Source organism: Escherichia sp. 20412-1, assembly GCF_003027595.1.
GTDB classification, from domain to species: domain Bacteria; phylum Pseudomonadota; class Gammaproteobacteria; order Enterobacterales; family Enterobacteriaceae; genus Escherichia; species Escherichia marmotae.
In genome coordinates, this window is sequence record NZ_PYQM01000110.1 from 1 (window position 1) to 1,114 (window position 1,114).

The 1,114-nt window shown below is 55.8% G+C and carries 1 protein-coding gene; it reads left to right on the forward strand.

The annotated features are described in order from the left end of the window. The coding region (locus C7B16_RS24180) for a glutamate decarboxylase (protein WP_098729146.1) at positions 1 to 1,110 on the forward strand (1,110 nt) is incomplete at its 5' end. Positions 1,111 to 1,114: the final 4 nt, after the last annotated feature.

The following is a 1,114-nucleotide window of genomic DNA, read 5'->3' on the forward strand; positions in this document are numbered from 1 at the left end:
CTGCGTTGCGTAAACATGGTTGCTGATCTGTGGCACGCGCCTGCGCCGAAAAACGGTCAGGCCGTTGGCACCAACACCATTGGTTCTTCCGAGGCCTGTATGCTCGGCGGGATGGCGATGAAATGGCGTTGGCGCAAGCGTATGGAAGCCGCAGGTAAACCGACCGATAAACCAAACCTTGTGTGCGGTCCGGTGCAAATCTGCTGGCATAAATTCGCCCGTTACTGGGATGTGGAGCTGCGCGAGATCCCTATGCGCCCCGGTCAGTTGTTTATGGATCCGAAACGGATGATTGAGGCCTGCGACGAAAACACCATCGGCGTGGTGCCGACTTTCGGCGTGACCTACACCGGTAACTATGAGTTTCCGCAACCGCTGCACGATGCGCTGGATAAATTCCAGGCCGACACCGGTATCGACATCGATATGCATATCGACGCTGCCAGCGGTGGCTTCCTGGCACCGTTCGTCGCCCCGGATATCGTCTGGGACTTCCGCCTGCCACGCGTGAAATCGATCAGTGCTTCTGGTCATAAATTTGGTCTGGCTCCGCTGGGCTGCGGCTGGGTTATCTGGCGTGACGAAGAAGCACTGCCGAAAGAGCTGGTGTTTAACGTTGACTATCTCGGTGGGCAAATCGGGACTTTTGCCATCAACTTCTCGCGTCCGGCGGGTCAGGTGATTGCCCAGTACTATGAATTCCTGCGCCTCGGTCGTGAAGGCTACACCAAAGTGCAGAATGCCTCTTATCAGGTCGCCACTTACCTGGCGGATGAAATCGCTAAACTGGGACCGTATGAGTTCATCTGCACCGGTCGCCCGGACGAAGGTATCCCGGCGGTTTGCTTCAAACTGAAAGACGGGGAAGATCCGGGATACACCCTGTATGACCTCTCTGAACGTCTGCGCCTGCGCGGCTGGCAGGTTCCAGCCTTCACCCTTGGCGGTGAAGCCACTGACATCGTGGTGATGCGTATTATGTGTCGTCGTGGCTTCGAAATGGACTTCGCTGAACTGTTGCTGGAAGACTACAAAGCCTCCCTGAAATACCTCAGCGATCACCCGAAACTGCAGGGTATTGCCCAGCAGAACAGCTTTAAACATACCTGATAAC